The sequence below is a fragment of the Methanofervidicoccus abyssi genome, from assembly GCF_004310395.1.
GTDB classification, from domain to species: Archaea; AGJL01; Methanococci; order Methanococcales; family Methanococcaceae; genus Methanofervidicoccus; species Methanofervidicoccus abyssi.
In genome coordinates this window covers 1-17,011 of record NZ_BFAX01000003.1, presented here as the reverse complement: position 1 = coordinate 17,011, position 17,011 = coordinate 1, and the positions used below count along the sequence as shown (strand labels likewise).

The window sequence follows — 17,011 nt, the reverse complement described above, 5'->3', positions numbered from 1 at the left end:
TTATATTTTATTTTTTGTTATTAACTCTTAACTCTTCTCTCTTCTTCACTTATTCCCATCACTTTCAATATTTTAGTCTGTATAGCCTCTTCAACTAACTTCCTAAGCGAATCCTTATCTGAGACAGATTCAAATATCCCAAGATCTATACTAGCCGCTGCAGCCTTTTGATGTCCTCCTCCTCCAAAGGCCCTTCTCATAATCTCCCCTACATCTATCCTCAAGTCCTTTGTTCTCGCACTTATGTATATCTTATTCCCAGATATTCCAAATACATAAGTCGTAGTTATACCCTCCATCTTGAGTAAAAAATCTGCAGCTTTGGCTAATGCTCCTCTATTTTTAATAATACCCACATAGGATAGTGCAATGCTACTTCTAACTATCTTTCTATTTAAGATAGATCTTGCAAGAATCTCCATGGTTTCGGTGTCCATCTCAGGATTCTCTATCATCTCTAAGGTTTTTGGATCCATTAGATCCTGTAAATATCCCGCTGCCTCAAAGTCTTTTTTGGATGTTTTTCTCCTGAAATAATTAGTATCTGTACATATGGCATAGTAGAGAGCTGTTGCTAAATCCTGCTTTGGGGTTATGTTCAATTCGTTTAAGTACTCCAAGAGTATCGTTGCAGTTGCTCCAATCTCTGGCCTTATATCCATGTATTTTGCTGTTAGGTCTCCATTCTCATGATGATCTATAAGGATGTCTATCTCACGATCTGGATTTATAGGGAGTAATTTGGAGGAGGATGTATCTACAACTGCAATACCGTCGTATTTATTAATATCTACATCTTCAACAGGTATCAACTTTATACCGAGGAGGTTGACCATAGCCTTATTTTCATCGAACTCTATCCTTCCTCCATAACCTATATCCGCCTTTACCTTCCACCTCTCAAGAATTCTCTTTAGAGCCATTGCACTGGCTATAGAGTCTGGATCTGGGTTGTTATGCATGAGTATTAAAAAGGATATAATACCGTTGTTGTTAATACCCTCCTTCGGATTATCTGCATCTATGGTAACACCATGTTTTGACTTTAAATCCAGTATTACCTTTTCCAGATCCATCAATCTTTTTCTTAATTGAGATTTCTCCATCTCAGCTACTATCTCCTTGGCAGCACAATCAATAGGATATATGACCCTATCGACCTTAGTCCCCGAATATAGATCTGGATACTTGGAAATCCCTCTGACAATTAAATAGGCAGTAGGATTTAACTCCCTTATCAGTTCTACTATCTTTTTATTTGTTGTATGATCGTTGGTAAGTATCAGTACAGTGTCGACCTCTTTAATACCAGCCTTCAGAAGTGTCTCTTTTTCACAGGCGTCTCCTACAATATATTCAAAGTCTAACTTCTCTACGGATTCAAAAACTGTTGGGTTTTTGTCTATTACTATTATCCTATCTAAGGCTTTAACATAGCTCACAACTTTACGACCAAAGGAACCATAACCTATAATTAGTATCATATTCTCCTCCAGAAAGAGAAGTTATTAATAATTAATATAATTATGTTAGGTAATAAATACTTTAAAAATTTTTTCTAAAAATATCTATTAAATTAAATATCGATATGTTCTATACTCTATCAAATGTTAAACTACATTCTCTCATGTTATATAACATTTATGGTTTAATTAACATTAATATTCTAGGGTTTTAACCATGACAAAGTTAATAATCTGCGAGAAACCTAAGGTTGCGAAGAAGATAGGCAATGCTCTGGGAAAGGCAAAGAAGAAATCCTACAAGGGAGTACCTTATTACGAGGTGGAGAGGAATGGAGAGAAGATTATAGTTGCCTCTGCAGTTGGACATCTATTTACATTGGAAGAGGACAGTAAAAATAGGAAATTTGGAGAGTATCCAGTATTCTGTGTGAAATGGGTACCTGCATGGATAGTAAAGGGAAAGGAGTATGTAAAGAAATACATAGACACTTTAAAAAAACTCTCAAAGAATGTGGATGACATCTATATAGCGACAGATTGGGATATTGAAGGAGAATTAATAGGATACCACGTCCTCTACTATATCTGTGGAAGAAGGAATGCAAAGAGGATGAGATTCTCCAGTTTAACAAAGGAAGAGATAGTAAAGGCATATGAAAACCCAGATAGGATAGACTTTGGTCTCGTAGATGCTGGGGAGAGTAGGCACAAGTTAGATTGGTACTACGGGATTAACGTTTCAAGAGCCCTTATGCAATCCCTCAAGGCTGTAAATAGATGGAGAACTATGAGTACCGGGAGGGTTCAAGGTCCAACCTTGGCTTTCTTAGTGGAGAGGGAGTTGGAGATAAAAAACTTCCAGAGTAGAAAATACTGGGTAATAGAAGGGTTATTGGAAGGAGATATAAAAGTAATTCATAGTAGGGAGAAATTCTGGAATGAGGGAGAGGCAAAGGATATATATAGTAAGATAAAGGATAAAAAAGAAGGCATGATTCTAAAGATTGAAAGAAGGGAGAAAAATATAAAACCCTTTCCCCCTTTTGACTTAGGAACTCTACAGAGGGAGGCATACAGGATATATAAAATCTCTCCTAAGGAGACCCAGGAGATCGCCCAGAGACTCTACGAGAAAGGATACTGCTCCTACCCAAGGACAAATTCCCAGAAACTCCCTGATAATTGGGAATACCTGGAGAATATACTGAAAAAAATAACTGAAATTGAGGAGTATAGAGAATACGCTGAGAAGATAATTAAGGAAGGTAGAAAACCTGTTAAAGGTGAGAAGGAGGATCCTGCCCACCCTGCAATACATATTGTAGATATACCTGAGGAACCTCTAACATCTAAGGAAAGGAAAATCTACGATCTTATAGCTAGAAGAACCTTGGGAGCATTCTGGGATGATATGAGGAGGGAGTATATAAATATATATTTAGATATAGGTGGTGAGTTGTTTAAACTCAGTGGTGCCAGAACATTAAATGAAGGTTGGCATGAGATATACTACTTCACCGAGTTTAAGGAGAAGGAGATTCCCAACTTCAGAGAAGGAAACGTAGCATCTATTAAGAAGATAATATTAGAGGAGAGGAGAACTAAACCCCCTAAGAGATATAGCATGTCTTCCATTATAAAGGAGCTGGAAAAAAGAAGATTGGGGACAAAATCTACAAGGGCGGAAATTGTAGAAAAACTTATAAAGAGAGGTTATGTAGTTGAAGAGAAAGGTTATCTTAGAGTAACTAATTTAGGCATGGCGGTGATCGAGACTTTAAAGAAGTACTGTCCCGAGATAGTAGAGGAAGGCATGACAAGAGATATGGAGGATAAACTGGAGAAAGTACAGAGGGGGGAGGTAAGGAAGGAAGATGTTTTAAAGGAGGCTGAAAAGAGACTGAGAAAGATACTACAGGAGGTAAAAAGTAAAGAAGTTGAGATTGGAAGAGAATTAATAAGCAAAATTGAGAAAGATAAGGACATAAAAACTTCTGGAAGATGCCCAAAGTGTGGAGGATATCTTGTAGTTAGAAGAAGTAAATACGGGATGTTCTTAGGATGTTCCAACTATCCGAAATGTAGATATATTGAGAATGTAGATAAAAAATGAGGAATAGAATATTATTAGTTTCATTGAAGCAATAATTAAATAAATATAATAATAAAACTCATCCAATGGAGGTATTGATAAATGTATCATTTTTATCTCTTTATTACAAATAATTACCAACCCTTGAACAAAACTTTTTTAAACCAATAACAACCATTGGCAAATATGAACAAAATAATTTTTCCATTTTTTCTGTTATTTTATCTTATTTTATTCTTAATATACTTTTTAATTTTTTAAATACTTACTATCAAATTCAGTGCTACTCCTTATGAAAATAAACTAATATAACCACACCTGAACATTAGGAGAAGAAGATGGATTTTCCAATATCTTCTAAATACAATTTGTGAGATATCATCATTCAGAATCTTGATAAAAATAATAATAAAGTAAAATCAAAAAAATAAAAATCTTAAACAATAGTCTAAATAAAAAGGAATAAACACGAGTAAAAGTTAAAGCATATTTTGTTAATCCTTCTTCTTAGAAGTTTTTCCTCTATATGTTACACCTATAAAGTTAATTTAATATAAAAAGAAGACTCTTTTAAAGATAACTAACTATCCATTACTTCAACAATCCCATAGCCTTGTTTGTCATCTCTATAGATTTCATCTTATCATCCACCATCTCTAGCATCGACCTTATACAATCTATATTCTCAGGTATTACATCACTCTCCTGATGAATAGCCTGCATCAAGAATACTTCGTTATCCACTACGTTGATACTTTCTTCCCACACTGCAATCTCGTTGAGGTCGTACCTCATCCTCCCAAGATCTCTTGCAAACTCTATTATTGCAGCAGTTGAGTTAAGACCTTCCTCTGCACTTACTGTAATTATCCTCGGAGTTTTTTCTATACTTTCTATGATATTATCCCTGGTGGTACCTGTAGTCTCCACCATAATTATATGCATATGCATTAAAGTTGTAGGTACAACTACCGCCGATGTGAATATCTTCCCTTCAAGCTCTGGAATTACAGAAACTACATCAGGTCCATGGTGAGAAGGTAGAGTTGGAGGGTTCGGCACTATTCCATTTATAGGACCCTTCTTTACATCGTTAGGATCTGCCCCTCTTCTTACAAGTACTGCCCTTACCTTTACAATATCGGTAACTGAATTTATGGCGTAGAGTATCCTACAGAGCCCTGTTGTATTACATGATACTACCCTTATATAATCTTTCCCATAACATCTGTCATAACTCCAGAGTGCATTGAAATTATCTTCTACGTACTGTGCCTTTTCACCACCTTGAAGTATGGCCTTTACCTTATACTCCTTATACATTTTTAGGTTATCTTTCCCTACGCCACCTGGAGTACAGTCTACTACAATATCTGCTTCCTCTATAACATCGAAAATAGTACCTTCAATTTCTATACCCTTTTCTTCGAAGAGTGGTTTCCTCTCTGGAATAGCAGCATATAACTTATATCCTTTTTCTACAGCTAACCGTGCTTCAAAGTCTGGTTTTGTCTTGGTAACTCCAAGTACTTCCATGTCTTTCTGCATTGCAACTGCATCTGCTACCCTCTTACCTATGGAACCATATCCATTTATTAGGACCTTTACCATAGTATCCCATGTGATAATAATATAGTCGGTATATAGTATATTATATATTATATTCTAATATATTATGTATAAATAAATTATTATAAATTTAGTGTTAAAGATATAAAGTAAATGAAAAGTAAATGGTATGTTATTATGTATCATAACCTAAAGGTGAAAAACATGAAAAAAGTAGGTACAGAGGTCTTAAAGAGAGGATTTGCTAAGATGGTGAAGTATGGAGTTATAATGGATGTTACAAATGTTGAACAGGCACAGATCGCCGAGGATGCTGGAGCTACTGCAGTGATGGCGTTGGAAAGGGTGCCTGCTGATATAAGGGCCCAGGGAGGGGTTGCAAGGATGTCTGATCCCCAACTGATCTTAGATATAAAGGATTCTGTGTCCATTCCTGTAATGGCCAAGGTAAGGATAGGACACTTCGTCGAGGCACAGGTCTTAGAGGCCATAGGTGTAGATATGATAGACGAAAGTGAAGTACTTACACCTGCAGACGATGTACACCATATAGATAAGAAGGTATTTACAGTGCCCTTTGTATGCGGTGCAAGGGAGTTAGGGGAGGCACTTAGGAGGATAGAAGAAGGGGCAGCTATGATAAGAACTAAGGGAGAGGCAGGGACTGGTAACGTTGTAGAGGCTGTTAGACATGTAAGGGCTGTAAATGAGGGTATTGCAAAGGTAGTTGGATACTACGAGATGGGATTAGACAGGGAACTTCTACAAATGGCAAGAGAGCTAAAGGTCTCTGTAGATCTCTTATATGAGATTGCCAAATTGAGAAGACTGCCTGTTGTAAATTTCGCTGCAGGAGGTATTGCCACACCTGCAGATGCTGCCATGATGATGCAGTTGGGATGTGATGGAGTATTTGTAGGTTCTGGTATCTTCAAATCTGAGAATCCAGAGGAGAGAGCAAGGGCTATTGTCGAGGCTACATACAACTACGATAAACCTGATGTTATAGCAGAGGTTAGTAAGAACCTTGGAGAGGCCATGCCAGGTATAGATATAGAGAGCCTACCTGAGAAAGATCGCCTCGCTAAGAGAGGGAATTAACTATAGATAGTATGAAGTTTAAACTTTTATGTTTTATAAAGTATTTCGGGGGATAATATGCCCGTTGCAGAAGTTAGTATAGTACCCATTGGAGAAGGTCCAAGTATCTCAAAGTATGTAAAGAAGGCCATAGATGTTTTTAAAAAGTATAACTTGAAGGTTGAACCTGGTGCTATGGGAACTGTATTAGAAGGGAACTTAGATGAGATAATAAAGGCCTATAAAGAGGCTCACGAAACTGTACTTAAAGATACTGTAAGAGTACTGAGTACTTTAAAGATCGACGACAGAAGGGATAAGGAGAACACAATAGAAGAGAAGTTAAAGGCTATAGATTGTTATAAGTAATTAGAAAATAGGATTTTCAGGATAATAATATAAAAAAATTAATAATAAAATAAAAATGTATATGGTAGTACTAAGGAGTAAAATTTGTATTTTTAACTTCTTATCGCTATTTATTCTTTATATTAGGTGTTAACAGTTTTTAGTATAATATAGAAAATAAAGAAAAGATTTTAAAAATAAATGTCTCATAATCCTGGATATAAATACTATTCTACTTCTCTATAAATCACTCCCAACTGTGAATGTACCCTCCAAACTCTAACTCTTCACCATCTATATAGTAGCCTTCCTCAATAACCTTACCAATTTTCTTAGCTTCTCCTTCACATTCACTTCTCAATACCTCAAAGATGTCATCACATCTTTTCGTTGTAAACAACAATTCAAACTCCTCCCCACTGTTTAAAGCGGCATGGATAGGATCTATCTGAAACCTGTCACAGAACTCTATAACATCCTTTGGTACAACTCTTAAAAGTTTTTTACTGGATATTTCAAAATTACCAATATAGAATAACTCTTTTTTAAGTCCATCTGATATATCACAGCAGGAACTCACATATTTATTCAAGAGCAGCCCTTCCCTCACCCTTGCAATAGGTTCAACTAATTTTTTCATAATATTTGGATACTCTTCCCAGAGATCGTAAAAGGTTTTTCTGCTTATTACTCCCTTCTCCTTCATCTTGAGAATTTCTAAGGCACAATATACTCTGCCTATATCGTAGGTTACCATTATATCTTCCCCTACTTTTCCCCCTCTATATACAGGATTATCTGTAACTCCAATTGCTGTACCACAGAGTATTAACTCTTTCCCTCTGTTTGTATCCCCACCAACTATGGGACAACTGTACTTCCTACATGCATAATCTATTCCTTTTATTAACTCTAAGAGAAAACCTCTCTCCACCGTGGGAAGTCCCATAGACACTACTATTCCCAAGGGCCTCGCACACATCGCACATATGTCTGATACAGTTGCAGTGATCACCCTCATTCCTATCTGAAAAGGTGTAAGAATATCTGGAAAGTGTGTAGATCTGAACATCATATCTGTAGTAACTGTTAAGTAGGTATTACCCAGTTTGAAAACTGCACAGTCATCTCCTATTCCCTTTACTACATCTCCCCTGTAGGTTATGTTATCCATTATGGTTTTTATTACATCCAACTCTGTTATTTTCATCATTTCCCAGATTATTTAATCTAAATAGTACATGATATAATTTATTTATTATTGAATAATAAAATCCCCAATAAAATATAATCATAAAAATAAATAAAACCATTACTATATTTTCCTGAATAACTAAATAAGTATATATTTACAACTCCTGTTTAGCCTTCCACTCTTCAAGTATTTTATTCCAGTTCTTCCTTAGAAACTCTCCAACCTGGGAAGAATCCCTCGTCCCCACTACACATGTCCAACCTGTCTTCTCCTCAATATCTCCCCTTACAGGAGCCGCCAACCCTGGGAGTATAATAATCCTGTGATTTACCTTTTCCTCTATTTTCGTCTCTTCTATTAGCTTTTTGGCGTTATCTCCACAGTATTGCCCTCCTGCCACTGCAACATCAACAGCCTTACCTTCTGTATCCATAACTAGGAGCCAACAGACAACACCATCCTTCTCAAAATCTCCAGTTACTGTGTAGAAGGTTAGGGAGAAGTTTGTTGTCATGATCACAGGACTGTTTTCATCTGGGTTGCCAATTGGATATAGGCCAGGCTCAACAGTTTGAGGTTTTCTAGGATCTGTATATATCGCCTGTCTGAGGGTAAGTATCGGCATCAACTCCCAGACCTCTGTACCATGGATAATTATCCCATCTGCATACCTGTTCAACATTGCACAAGCTGTCCTCGCCTCCATAATTGCAGCAGCCTTATCCAACTTTTCAACAAACTGTTTAATTGGATTATTGCCCTTGAGTACATAGAAGTAAGTGTTTATTGGGAGTCCTAAGATAGGATATCCAAGAAGTTTGTCTCCTCTTTCAATGGCACTCCTCCTTATCATTACGAACTTATCCAGAGTTTCCATAATGTTCTCTGGTGTTGTGTGGGGATCTAAAATTAGATCCTCTATGCCATGTTCCAAGGATGCCTTAACCATGCCCTTTAATGTTTTAATATTACTTGAGGACAGTGTCAGTGCAAACTCTTTTTTATCTCTCTTCTTAGATATTAACATCTTTATCATTTCAGAGAAGTTCTTCTCCGTTGCTCCATATATCATAGGTTTAGATCTTACAATATCTAAGGCTTTTTCTATACTTTCTACATTTAGAGAACAGAGAGCGACAGGCATGTTAGTGTTCTCCTGGATAATTTTCAACGCCTTTACAAACCTCTCAGGATCATCTGAAGCGTTTCTCAGGGCTATAAAATCTAACTTCAATTTCTCTCCTGTCCTTTCAAAAACAAAATCTTCAACGAATTTAGCCCTCTTTTTTATCTCCTCTTCAGGTAGACTATCTGATATATCTATCCCTATAGCCGTGGGGTTAAAAAAGGTAAGTTCATACCTATACATTACCTCCTCTCCACCTAGGATCACCTTCTTATCCTCGTATCCAAACCATATCTCCTTTACAGGTGGAGAAAGGAGTTCTTCAAGTTTCTTTCTGTTTTTCTCAAATTTTGGAGACTTTAAGATAGGACATTCATCGATGGTAACTTTTCTCTCCTGTAGTTTCGTGGCAAAGGCCATACAGGAAGATTCCCCACATTTTTTACAGTTTATCTTTGGAAGTAGTTTGTAAATATCCATGGCACTTATTTTTTTAGCCATCATATCACCGGCACTATGCCCTTATCCACTCATAGTTATCAGTATTTACCTTTATTTTCTCAGGCTTACTCACCAGTAACCGCCCAAACTCCTTTATTACCGCTATAGAAAGAGGGTGAAGCATCATAAATATATCTACACCACATAGGAGCATAGTCAGTCCTGTTGTAATCTCCCAGAGAGGTAGTCTGTACCTTCTATCTCCCCATTCTGGGTTAACCATCCAGGCCTCCCTAGCACCTATGGCGTTTGTAGTTCCAGAAGACATTGGCATATTTACTAATTCATCACCTTTCAAACCTGCCAGTCTCAACCTTATCATGGTGTTTATGGAGAATTCTATACCGTATCCGAGGGAACATGTAGTAGGATCCATAACAATCCTATTTCCATCCAAGCCATGGGATATCAATCTTCTATTTAAGTCCTTTGCCATATTTGGATCCATAATAGTCCAGGATAGCACGTTGTGATCGTACTTCATTGCAGCATCTGCCACCTTCTTGTAATCTAGATCTAAGTTTGCAGACGCCAGTAGGCATTTCTCCCCTTCTGCAACCTGAGCACAGGCTTCCAAAACAAGAGGATCCTTCTTAGGATCTCCACTACCTCCAATAACAAAGGGTACATCTACAGCCTGGAGTAAATCCTCCATCAACTTAGCAGATTCCTTTGGAGGTGTATTCTTAAGTTTTGGATCTGTTGATATATGGTGAATAGTTACCATATCTGCGTTGAACTCTTTCACACACTTTTTAGCCCACTCAACAGGATCCTCCATAACGTCCTGGAAGTACTCTCTAACAGGTTTAGGTAGCCCAGGCATAGGCATATCAAATATATCAAATGTTACCACTGGAGGGTTTGGTTGAACCTCCTCGAACCTGTAAAGTGTTCTCTGTCCCCCTATCTTTATCACCTTACCTCTACCCCCCTCAGATTTAGGCCTACCAAATTGCACCTCCCTTATATATCCTTTATACTTTTCTACTGGAGGGCTCCAATCTACCTCAGGTATCTCTATCTTAGGCTCTACAGGTGATACTATTCTCTTAATACCTTCTCTTATTGGGGGAGTTTGTGGTATGGGGATAGGAGGTAGTGTGGGAATGTTTATAATTATCTCGTCTGCCGTTATTTCGATATTATCTATTTTTATCTTCTTTACCTTCTTCATTAGATTAAGTAGTTCATCAATATCCATTAAGATCACCAAGGGATAAAATTTATCATTATAAATCATTATAAATTATGTTAATAATATATAAAGTTTTTGAATAGCATGAATTATCCCTTAAAATCCAATTTAAAGAATTAAAAGTAACTTTTATAACATTAAAATTAATTTTAAAATGTTTTACAACAAATCATTCAAAAACATTGGGAATCTCGATAAAATAATAAAATATAATATAAAAAATAAATATGAATATAATAAAAAATAACAATAAATCCTAGTTCTCATCAAAGTAGAATTAAAAAAATATTATTAAACCACCTCTATTGTAATATCAACAGTTATAATAGAAATATTCAGGGACAATTCCTCTAATTTTTAGGAGTAGAGAGAGTAATTTATCTGTTAATACTTTTTTGAGAATTTATATTTAATTTATTTTTTTAATCTTCTTTTATTTTATTTTTAAATAAAATTATTTTTTAACTATCAGTTTAGTGAGAAATAGAGCTAATAATAAATTAAAGAATAGTTAAATCAGAAAAATGATAAAAATTTTATAAATTGCCAGATACTTAATAAGAAAAACAGAAGTAAAAATAAATTCTGTTTCATCTTTTGAAAATATCCTAACACTATAGATCTCCGTTGACCTTTCTTCTTAGAATTTTTTATTTTTTTATTTTATACTTTTAATTTTACTTTGAAAATTTGTTTTCTTGACTATAAAAACTTGGTGTTAATATGGTAAAGTTAAAAAGTGAAGATGTAATTAACCTAAAAAAGATACTTCAGGAGAATAGAAATATACTGTTTTTATGTCATCATAATGCAGATCCAGACGCAGTTGGGGCTGCAGTTGCCTTAAAGTACCTTGCAGATGTTTTGAACAAAGGAGAGGATAAAAACCTCAAAATATCAGCGGATTCTATAAGTAAGTTGTCAAAAAATATACTTGAAGAAATTGGTGAAGAGGTGGAAATTGTCCAGTATCCTAAGTTGTTAGATGTAGTATTCTTTGTAGACACCTCTAATTTAAACCAGGTGAAGGTGAGTACCCAGGAGTTGAAAAATTCTATTTTAGTGATGATAGATCATCATAAAAAGACAGATCTCTTAGATCTCTGTACTTTCTCTATCGTAGATGAAGGGGCTACCTCCACCTGTGAGATAGTCTCTCAGATATTCAGGAAGATGGGAATATATCCTCCAAAGGGGATTAGGGTAGCCCTACTCTGCGGGATTCTCTACGATACCAAGCATCTGAAACTTGCAAGGGAAGAAACATTTCAGATAATAGCCTGGCTTATAAAAGGTATTAACTTTCAGAGAATACTCAGTCTTTTAACCCAGGAAATGGATGAGAGTAAAAGGATGGCACATTTAAAGGCCTGTAGTAGGATGGAGTTGAGGGAAGTCGACAGATATATCGTAGCACTGTCCTATGTAAGTTCCTACGAGGCATCCTGTGCAAAAACTATCGTATCTATCGGTGCAGATGTGTCCTTTGTGGTGGCGGTGAGGAAGAAGGAGGGGGAGATAAGGGTAAGTGGGAGGTGTAGAAAATCTCTGTCCAAGAGGATACATATAGGGGAAGTGATGGAAGAGGTAGCTAAGAGGTTAGGAGGAGAAGGTGGGGGACATAGAGAAGCTGCAGGACTAAATGCAAAGTACGATAAAGATAGAAGTAAAGATGAAGTTATAAGGGAAGTTTTAGATCTTTGTTATGAGGTTTTTAAGGAGAAATTGCAGAAGGTTAAATCGGATTGACAGTTGTAGAAATATTATTGATCGTTATATATTTGGGCACATAACTTTTTGAAGTGATTTTTTTATTATTTTAATAATTCTTTATTTTATAATAGTTATAAGTATAATTAATTTTTTGACCATAACCTATATCCAAGATCTTTTCCTGAATACTGGAATAATATGAGAAAATTATAGCATGATATAAGGAATATCCACACTTGTAGTTAGAAGATATTATATATCTCTATTTTTGCAACGTTCAGGAGTAGAGGGAGTATATCTATCTATTTATCCTTCATTTTTTTACTTTTTTATTAATTTTATTAATTTTTATAATATTGGACAAGATTAAGAACAATTATCCTAAACCACCTTGAAGAAAGAATGGAATTGATATAGAGCATAATAAAGACAACTATCAAAAATCCGTAGTTAATACCTATTTCACATATAGACAGAAGTATAGCTGCGTATATACAGTATATCTTCCTATCCCCCATGTATATCGATCTACTAAATAAACCCAAAAGGATTGCAAACACCAACCCGTAGATACCAAAATCTAAGTATACAGGCCCAAACATTGTTGATGTAAGGTTATGGGGATAACCAAAGAGTAACTCTCCAATTAGTTTTTCACCATCTGGGTTTAGTGTAATCTTACCTAGTGTGTGTATCTGGGAGTTTATTATCTTTTCCAATACAGTAATATCGAAATAGGCTCTATAGGACAGTATCTCGAATACACCAATACTCCATCTCTGTCCAGAAGATAGCAGTATAACCTTACTCATAACTGCTAATACTACCATTAATCCCAGTAGTGAAACAACTATCTCTTTAATGGATATCTTCCTTAGACTATATCTATATAGTAAAAAAGAGATGCAAAGTATCAATATCCCTGCCTTATATCCCAGAAGCAGAAGAAGTACAAAGGCTACTGTAAAGTAAAAAGTATTACACATGCCTCCGTATACAAGGGCCCCAGTAGAAATGAGCCGTAGGGGATCATGAGAGATAGCTATTCTAACTTTGTAGTCCAATATTGGTAGAGTACCGTATTTCACCGTCAATACTATAAAGGATAAAACACCTACTACAAATAGTACATTATCTATCTGTCTGAATACCCTAAACACTGTGGAAAGGTTTTTTACAATTCCATTCTCTACAAACTTCTGGATGACATAGAGATTCAATATTATAAGTACCAAGATAGGGTAGAGAAGAGATAGTAAATAGGAATGTGTAATTATAAACACTCCATGGAATATCAAGATAAACAGTAGTGTCCCATATACTACAGGAAGTAGTGTTTTTAATTGGATATTGAGTATTTTTATTCTATCGAAATACTGATATACTTTTTTATCTATAAAAAAAGGTATGGAATAGAAGATTATAAAGATAAAAACCAGTAGAAAAATCTTTATTAATGAAGTGTATTCAAAAGAGGAATAGTAAGGAATAGCTATTAAGAATATTGCCAAATGTCCTATAGTTACAATAAAAACAGGATGAATTATAGATTTATCTAAAAATTCAGTTATTTTGGTTATTTTAATATTATCACCTTTAAAACTTTTAATACCACTGTTGTGATTATATTTAGCACTACATCAAAAGATTTATATAGAACTACGGAGGAATAATTATATAAGAGCGGAAAGAGGTGAAATATATGTTTGGAAGAGATCCATTCTCAGAGATAGAAAAATTAATGGCTGAAATGTTCATGACTCCTATGATGGGTTTATCCAGTAGAAGAACTATAACTTCCACAGGACTGGAGATCTCAGGTAAAGGATACATGCCCATTACATTGATAGAGGGAGACAACAATATAAAAGTTATTGCTATGCTTCCTGGAGTAAATAAGGAGGATATTGTATTAAATGCTATTGGAGATACCTTAGAAATTAGGGCCAAGAGGGCACCTTTAATGGTAACTGAATCTGAGAGGGTTATCTACTCTGAAATACCTGAAGATGAAGAAGTTTACAGGATAATAAAATTACCTGCAACTGTAAAAGAAGATGCTGCAAGTGCTAAATATGAAAATGGGCTACTTATTGTGAATCTACCAAAGACTGAAGCTTCTATTAAAAGAGGTATTAACATAGAATAAAATTACCTTAATTCCCATTACTTTTTTCTATAATTATTTTTCTTTTTTTATTTTTTTTTAATCTCAGAGTTTCCATCTAATAATAACCATGAAGATTTTCTATTTTGTTGTTAAAATGAGATCTATAAAAAGAGTTAAAAGAAGAAATACAGGTGAAAAATACTTAATATTAGTAGATGGGAACTTAGAATATTAAAAAATAAAAAAAATATTAATTATTAAGGTCTGTTTATTTTAACTACCTTTCCATCTCTCCACTCTACAAAGATAGGTCTATCTGGGATATCCTCTAAGGTTTTAAAGTACTCCACTGCTGCCTTTGTACCCCACCTGTCTGAGCCTGCCAAAAGAACTACTGTATGGCCGTTGATCTTTGTCACCTCTATTACTCCTCTGTGCTTCCCTGGGTATTCGTTAGTTACCTTTACTGGAAAAATCTCTAAGTATTTTTTCACAATCGGGTTTGCCACCGGCCCTCCTATTAAGATACAATCTTCTTCTATATCAAGAGGTTTATTTGTTAGAACAAATGTTGTTTTTAAGTCCTTTGCTGACAGATTGACATCTATATTAGAACCTACTATTAATTTTGCTTTATGTACTATTTCTTTTATTTTTATTGATTTAATATCTGGAGCTACATCTGGGTAAGGATTTTTAAATACTGGGGATCCGCCTCCTCCTGAGGATGATATACTACTTCCTGATGATGTGCTACTTATACTTTCTGATCCTGATGATGTACTACTTGTACTTTCTGATCCTGATGATGTGCTACTTGATGAGGTAACATTTCTAATGTTTTCTGCATTATAATATAAGGTAACATTTCTAATGTCTCCTGCCTTATAATATATAGTATCAGAAGAGTTAAGTAGGATACTACCATTTAAATAAAAAGTAACCTCTGCACCATCCTGTCCCGGTGCATATACCAATAACTTTTCATCTAAATAAGTAGGACCTCCAAAAGTATTATTCACTAGAGGTATGGAACCATAAGATTCATTCCCTATTTTTGCTACAATATATCCACTTAATGGAGTTGGCGAAATAACCTTTCCATAGTATTGGGCAGGTAATTGAGGTGGTGTAGTAGTACCTATTACTAGGTTTGGTGTAGGTACAGTTACAGTGATGGTTGTGGTGTAGGGTTTAATTACAACCGTTGCTGGATAAGTTGATACATTTTTATACTCGTATCCATCCTCTGTAGATATTACCACATTCTTCAGGGTTATATTTGTTTCTCCAGGATTTAACCCCTTGAAGGAGATAGTGGCTATTGTAAAATTACCATAAACTGGGTTAAAGAGCCATGCTAAGGATATGAATCCAGAGGAGAGATTTACCATTTTTAAATCAGCACTCTCTCCAATATTACTCAATTGAATATTACTTAAACTCAGGATATTGGAGTCATAACATATATAAATATCAACACCTGCGCACTTCCCATCTTCTTCAGGGACATTTGGATTAAATATATTAATTCTACTTTTTACAATTTCAGGAACATTTTTTACAATTAAACTTAAGTTAAAAGTATCTCCAATATTTGCCTCTATATTGCTAGGTAGGAGTTCCACTGTGATGTTCTCCCCATAACAGATACCAACCAGTGACATTAGTAAAATTGGTATTAGTAAAAACTTCCACTTCATAATACCTCACCATTAAGTTTGACTCATTTATAGTGTAGTTTGAATCTACAACTGCTATGATAGTGTATTCTCCAGTGTTGCCAGGAATCCAGTTGAAGGTTAAGGTTTTATTTTCATCCAATTTAATCCGCTTACATTTATTGTATCAGTATATACCACATTTCCTGAGGCATTTGTAATGGTTATTTCCACTGGGAATGTATAGATTTCACTTCTTATTATTTTGCAGGTATTTAGAATACATTATATGTTTATATTTTTTTTAATTACACATATAATTGTTGGTTATATAATAACGGTATTAGTATAAATACGAGCATATAATATTTATTTTATAGGTTATAAGTTTAATTTTAATAACGTAATAATATTAAAGACTTTAAAAAAAATATTTTTAAAATTATATTAAAAGGAACAAAAAGAATAAAATATTAATTAAGGTCTGTTTATTTTAACTGCCTTTCCATCTCTCCACTCTACAAAGATTGGCTCTTCAGGGATATCTTCAAGGGTCTTGAAGTACTCCACGGCAGCCTTTGTACCCCATCTGTCGGAACCTGCTAAGAGAATAACTGTATGTCCATTAATAATCTGTTTTTGAATTACTCCCTTATGTTTTCCTGGGTATTCGTTAGTTACCTTAACTGAGAATGCCCACAAGTATTTTTTCACAATCGGGTTTGCCACCGGCCCTCCTATTAAGATACAATCTTCTTCTATATCAAGAGGTTTATTTGTTAGAACAAATGTTGTTTTTAAGTCCTTTGCTGACAGATTGACATCTATATTAGAACCTACTATTAATTTTGCTTTATGTACTATTTCTTTTATTTTTATTGATTTAATGTCTGGAGCTACATCTGGGTAAGGATTTTTAAATACTGGGGATCCGCCTCCTCCTGAGGATGAT

The 17,011-nt window shown here is 35.0% G+C and carries 14 protein-coding genes; 5 read left to right on the top strand and 9 right to left on the bottom strand.

Translation table 11 applies throughout. The annotated features are described in order from the left end of the window. Positions 1–20: 20 nt before the first annotated feature. On the bottom strand, positions 21–1,484 hold the full coding sequence (locus tag MHHB_RS02625) for a DHH family phosphoesterase (protein WP_131007080.1): 1,464 nt from the start codon (positions 1,482–1,484) through the stop codon (positions 21–23). A gap of 196 nt (positions 1,485–1,680) precedes the next feature. On the opposite strand from MHHB_RS02625, the gene topA reads away from it, so the two are divergent. Continuing rightward, positions 1,681–3,579 (top strand): DNA topoisomerase I, encoded by a 1,899-nt coding sequence (gene topA, locus MHHB_RS02620; RefSeq protein ID WP_131007079.1) that lies wholly within the window; start codon positions 1,681–1,683, stop codon positions 3,577–3,579. Positions 3,580–4,149: 570 nt separating this feature from the next. On the opposite strand, the gene MHHB_RS02615 is transcribed toward topA, so the two are convergent. Continuing rightward, entirely contained in the window at positions 4,150–5,169 is a 1,020-nt protein-coding gene (locus tag MHHB_RS02615) for a type II glyceraldehyde-3-phosphate dehydrogenase (protein WP_131007078.1), read from the bottom strand. Positions 5,170–5,331: 162 nt separating this feature from the next. Between MHHB_RS02615 and pdxS the strand changes: the two genes are divergently transcribed. Both pdxS and MHHB_RS02605 read left to right on the top strand, forming a co-directional pair. Next, positions 5,332–6,228, top strand: coding sequence for a pyridoxal 5'-phosphate synthase lyase subunit PdxS (pdxS, locus tag MHHB_RS02610; protein WP_131007077.1), 897 nt, complete (start codon positions 5,332–5,334; stop codon positions 6,226–6,228). A gap of 57 nt (positions 6,229–6,285) precedes the next feature. Then, a complete protein-coding gene (locus tag MHHB_RS02605) occupies positions 6,286–6,576 on the top strand; it encodes an MTH1187 family thiamine-binding protein (protein ID WP_131007076.1) in 291 nt (96 codons plus the stop codon). 226 nt (positions 6,577–6,802) lie between these two features. On the opposite strand, the gene thiL is transcribed toward MHHB_RS02605, so the two are convergent. The 3 genes from thiL to cdhD form a co-directional block, all read right to left on the bottom strand. Continuing rightward, complete coding sequence (gene thiL, locus MHHB_RS02600) at positions 6,803–7,759, bottom strand: thiamine-phosphate kinase (RefSeq protein ID WP_131007393.1); 957 nt, start codon at positions 7,757–7,759, stop codon at positions 6,803–6,805. A 145-nt stretch (positions 7,760–7,904) separates the two neighbouring features. Continuing rightward, entirely contained in the window at positions 7,905–9,377 is a 1,473-nt protein-coding gene (gene acsC, locus MHHB_RS02595) for an acetyl-CoA decarbonylase/synthase complex subunit gamma (protein ID WP_131007075.1), read from the bottom strand. Positions 9,378–9,390: 13 nt separating this feature from the next. Continuing rightward, positions 9,391–10,581, bottom strand: coding sequence for a CO dehydrogenase/acetyl-CoA synthase subunit delta (gene cdhD / locus MHHB_RS02590; protein ID WP_131007074.1), 1,191 nt, complete (start codon positions 10,579–10,581; stop codon positions 9,391–9,393). 717 nt (positions 10,582–11,298) lie between these two features. Between cdhD and MHHB_RS02585 the strand changes: the two genes are divergently transcribed. Next, on the top strand, positions 11,299–12,324 hold the full coding sequence (locus tag MHHB_RS02585) for a DHH family phosphoesterase (protein ID WP_131007073.1): 1,026 nt from the start codon (positions 11,299–11,301) through the stop codon (positions 12,322–12,324). 305 nt (positions 12,325–12,629) lie between these two features. Here MHHB_RS02585 and MHHB_RS02580 read toward each other — a convergent pair whose 3' ends face one another. Then, the gene (locus MHHB_RS02580; RefSeq protein WP_268220545.1) at positions 12,630–13,832 is read right to left on the bottom strand and encodes an oligosaccharide repeat unit polymerase; all 1,203 of its coding nucleotides are present in this window, start codon (positions 13,830–13,832) and stop codon (positions 12,630–12,632) included. A gap of 158 nt (positions 13,833–13,990) precedes the next feature. Here MHHB_RS02580 and MHHB_RS02575 point away from each other — a divergent pair, with 158 nt between their 5' ends. After that, complete coding sequence (locus MHHB_RS02575) at positions 13,991–14,437, top strand: Hsp20/alpha crystallin family protein (protein ID WP_131007071.1); 447 nt, start codon at positions 13,991–13,993, stop codon at positions 14,435–14,437. Between the two features lie 218 nt (positions 14,438–14,655). Here MHHB_RS02575 and MHHB_RS02570 read toward each other — a convergent pair whose 3' ends face one another. From MHHB_RS02570 to MHHB_RS02560, 3 genes are all read right to left on the bottom strand, one after another. After that, positions 14,656–16,101, bottom strand: a complete 1,446-nt coding sequence (locus tag MHHB_RS02570) for an S-layer protein (RefSeq protein ID WP_131007070.1) — start codon at positions 16,099–16,101, stop codon at positions 14,656–14,658. Continuing rightward, positions 16,010–16,222 carry a CARDB domain-containing protein gene (locus MHHB_RS06645; protein ID WP_192893806.1) on the bottom strand — a complete coding sequence of 71 codons (213 nt, stop codon included), beginning with the start codon at positions 16,220–16,222 and terminating at the stop codon, positions 16,010–16,012. The genes MHHB_RS02570 and MHHB_RS06645 overlap by 92 nt, the downstream gene beginning before the upstream one ends. A gap of 314 nt (positions 16,223–16,536) precedes the next feature. Further along, on the bottom strand, positions 16,537–17,011 hold a 475-nt coding region (locus tag MHHB_RS02560), incomplete at its 5' end, for an S-layer protein (RefSeq protein WP_229701904.1).

Bases quoted from the DNA above. Each gene is read 5' to 3' on its own strand.
- MHHB_RS02625 (WP_131007080.1), bottom strand. From the start codon at position 1,484: ATGATACTAATTATAGGTTATGGTTCCTTTGGTCGTAAAGTTGTGAGC.
- topA (WP_131007079.1), top strand. From the start codon at position 1,681: ATGACAAAGTTAATAATCTGCGAGAAACCTAAGGTTGCGAAGAAGATA.
- MHHB_RS02615 (WP_131007078.1), bottom strand. From the start codon at position 5,169: ATGGTAAAGGTCCTAATAAATGGATATGGTTCCATAGGTAAGAGGGTA.
- pdxS (WP_131007077.1), top strand. From the start codon at position 5,332: ATGAAAAAAGTAGGTACAGAGGTCTTAAAGAGAGGATTTGCTAAGATG.
- MHHB_RS02605 (WP_131007076.1), top strand. From the start codon at position 6,286: ATGCCCGTTGCAGAAGTTAGTATAGTACCCATTGGAGAAGGTCCAAGT.
- acsC (WP_131007075.1), bottom strand. From the start codon at position 9,377: ATGGCTAAAAAAATAAGTGCCATGGATATTTACAAACTACTTCCAAAG.
- cdhD (WP_131007074.1), bottom strand. From the start codon at position 10,581: ATGGATATTGATGAACTACTTAATCTAATGAAGAAGGTAAAGAAGATA.
- MHHB_RS02585 (WP_131007073.1), top strand. From the start codon at position 11,299: ATGGTAAAGTTAAAAAGTGAAGATGTAATTAACCTAAAAAAGATACTT.
- MHHB_RS02575 (WP_131007071.1), top strand. From the start codon at position 13,991: ATGTTTGGAAGAGATCCATTCTCAGAGATAGAAAAATTAATGGCTGAA.
- MHHB_RS02570 (WP_131007070.1), bottom strand. From the start codon at position 16,101: ATGAAGTGGAAGTTTTTACTAATACCAATTTTACTAATGTCACTGGTT.